At 77.5% G+C, this 3215-nt stretch carries 1 protein-coding gene; it reads right to left on the bottom strand.

All coding sequences use genetic code 11. The features are described from left to right. Positions 1-3215 (bottom strand): helicase-related protein (locus tag MNZ39_RS23740; RefSeq protein WP_242341552.1); only part of this gene is annotated, 3215 nt, incomplete at both ends.

Here is a 3215-nt window from a genome sequence, read left to right as displayed (position 1 = left end):
ACGAGCGTCCAGCGCCCTCCGGCGGCGGGCGGTGCGGCCCGGCGCGACCGGAACGCGGCCGGAGCGCGCGCGACGACCCGGCCGCGCTCGCGGCGGGCGGCGGCCGGCTCGGCGTAGGCGCGGAGCACCTGGAACGTGTCGTTCGTGACGAGCCCGCGCCAGACGAGATCCCAGAGCGCGTCCACCGTCTGCTGCTCGTACCCGCCGCCCGCGGCGGCGTGCAGCTCGGCGAAGAACGAGGCGCCGCGCCGGGCCAGGTGCTCGAGGATCCGCGCGCCGCGCTCGCCCTGCGGCGCCTCCGCCGCCGGGCGGGTCGTGGGCAGGAGCCGGGGGAACGCGTCCGCGAGGTAGAGCGCGATGCGCCCGTCGTGCTCGCCGATGGGCTCGAGCCCCACCCAGAGCACCTCCCCCGCCGCCGCGAGCGCGTCGACGTCTCCCCGCAGGTACCCGTCCACCCGCGCCGGCAGGATCTCCGTCTCGAGGAGCGAGGCGGGGAGCGGCGCGCCCTGGAGCTTCTCGACGGCGTCGAGCACGGCGTCGAGGCCGCGGCCCTTGCGCGGGATGCCGTGCCAGCCGAGCAGCATGCGCGCGAACGCCCGCGGCTCGACCGGCTCGATCTCCTCGCGCAGCCGCGCGAGCGAGCGGCGGCGGAGGCCGCGCAGGACCTCCGGGTCGCACCACTCGCGCTCCACCCCGTGCGGGCGGAACGCCCCCTCGAGGAGCCGGCCGCGCTCGAGGAGCCGCCGGAGCGCGCCCTCCGCCGTGGGGCGCGGGATCCCGAAGCGCGCGGCGAGCTCGCCGGTCGTGAACGGCGCGTGGCGGCGCGCGTGGCGCGCGGCGAGGCCCTCGAGCGCGTCCGCCACCGGCCCGAGCAGCGCCTCCGGCACGCCGGGCGGGAGCGGCACGCCGAGCGCGTCCCGGTAGCGCGCGGCGTCCTCCACGGCCACGAGCCGCTCCTCCCCTGCGATCCGGAGCGGGATCGCCCGCCGCTCCGCCACGAGCCGCTCGGCGCCGGCGGCCACCTCGGGGGTCGCCGACCGCCGGGCGATCTCCTCACGGGAGAGGTCGCCGAGGCGGAGCAGGAGATCCGCCACGCCGTCCACGCTCCGCGCGCGCGTGGCCGGCGCGAGGTGCTGGAGCTGCGCCTCCAGGGCGACGAGCGCGTCCGCGTCGAGGAGCTCGCGCAGCTCGGCCTCGCCGAGCAGCTCGCGGAGCTGGGCCTGGTCGATGGTGAGCGCCTGGGCGCGGCGCTCGGCGAGCGGCGCGTCGCCGTCGTAGATGAAGCTCGCCACGAACCCGAAGAGCAGCGAGGCCGCGAACGGCGACGGGACGCGCGTGTCGGCGGTGACGACGCGGACGCGCCGCGCGCGGACGTCGCGCAGGACCTCCTCGAGCGCGGGCAGGTCGAACACGTCGCGCAGGCACTCGCGGTACGCCTCGAGCAGCAGCGGGAAGGCCCCGTAGCGGGACGCGACGGCGAGGAGGTCCGCGGCGCGCTTGCGCTGCTGCCAGAGCGGGGCGCGCTGGCCGGGGCGGCGCTTCGGCAGGAGCAGGGCGCGGCCCGCCGCCTCGCGGAACTTGGCCGCGAAGAGCGCGGTCGCGCCGAGCTGGCCGACGACGAGGTCCTCCACCTCCTCCGGATCCGGCAGCAGGAACGACACGTCGGGCGGCTCGTCGGACCCCGGCAGCCGCACCGCGAAGCCGTCGTTCGTCCAGAGCGTCTCGACGTCCGCGCCGAGGCGCTCGCGCGCGCGGACCGTCGCCGCCATCGCCCACGGCGCGAGGACCGGGCTGCCGAGCGGCGCGAGCACGCACACGCGCCAGTCGCCCAGCTCGTCGCGGCAGCGCTCGACGAGGAGGGTGCGGTCGTCCGGGACGGCCCCTGTCGCCTGGGCCTGGTCGTCGAGGAAGCGGAGCAGGTTGTCGGCGGCGCGCGCGTCGAGATCGTGGACGCGCACGAGCCGCGCGCGCGCGGCCTCGCGGGGCGTCTCGCGCAGGGCGCGGACGAGCCGGCCGATGCGGCGGCCGAGCTCGAGCGGCCGCCCCGCCGAGTCGCCGTGCCAGAAGGGCATCTTCCCCGGCTCGCCCGGCGCGGGCGAGACGAGCACGCGGTCGTGGGTGATCTCCTCGATGCGCCAGGTCGAGGCGCCGAGGAGGAACGTCTCCCCCACGCGCGACTCGAACACCATCTCCTCGTCCAGCTCGCCGACGCGGGTGTGGCCCTGCTTCCCGCCCGCCAGGTAGACGCCGTAGAGGCCGCGGTCCGGGATGGTCCCGCCGTTCACGACCGCGACGCGGCGCGCCCCCTCGCGCGCCCGCAGCTTGCCGCGCACGCGATCCCAGGTGACGCGCGGGCGCAGCTCCGCGAACTCCTCCGAGGGGTAGCGGCCGGAGAGCATGTCCAGCACGCCCTCGTAGACCGAGCGCGACAGCTCGGCGAACGGGGCGGCCCGGCGGACGGCGTCGTAGAGCGCGTCGACCTCCCAGTCGTCGAGCGAGACCATCGCGACGATCTGCTGGGCGAGGACGTCGAGGGGGTTCCGCGGGTAGCGGGTCGCCTCCACCTCGCCCGCGTGCATCGCCTCGGTGAGGCCGGCGCAGGCGAGCAGGTCGGCCCGGTACTTCGGGAAGACGACGCCGCGGCTCGGCTCGTCGATGCGGTGGCCCGCGCGGCCGATGCGCTGCATCCCGCTCGCGACCGAGGGCGGCGCCTCGATCTGCACCACGAGGTCGACGGCGCCCATGTCGATGCCGAGCTCGAGCGAGCTCGTCGCGACGAGCCCCCGGAGGCGGCCCGCCTTGAGCGCGTCCTCGATGGCCACCCGCTGCGGGCGCGCGATCGAGCCGTGGTGGGCCTGCACGAGCAGCTCGCCCGCGAGCTCGTTCAGCGCCGCCGCGAGCCGCTCCGCGATGCGCCGGCTGTTCACGAAGACGAGGGTCGTCCGGTGGGCGCGCACGAGCTCGAGCAGGCGCGGGTGGATGGCGGTCCAGATCGAGGCCCGCACCGGCGCCTGGCTCGCGTCGCCGCTCGCGAGCTCGAGCGCCTCGCCGATGCGCGACATGTCCTCGACCGGGACCTCGACGCGGAGCTCGAGCGCCTTGCGCGCGCCGGCGTCCACGAGGGTGACCGGCCTATGACGGAGCGCGCCCCCGGCGCGGAACTCGGCCATCGCCGAGGCGCCCGGGCTCGCCGGGGAGGCGGCGCCCTCCCCCGC

The sequence above is a fragment of the Anaeromyxobacter sp. SG66 genome, from assembly GCF_022690805.1.
GTDB lineage: Bacteria > Myxococcota > Myxococcia > Myxococcales > Anaeromyxobacteraceae > Anaeromyxobacter > Anaeromyxobacter soli.
Note: the sequence above shows the minus strand (reverse complement) of the source record. Positions and strands in the feature narration are given on the sequence as shown.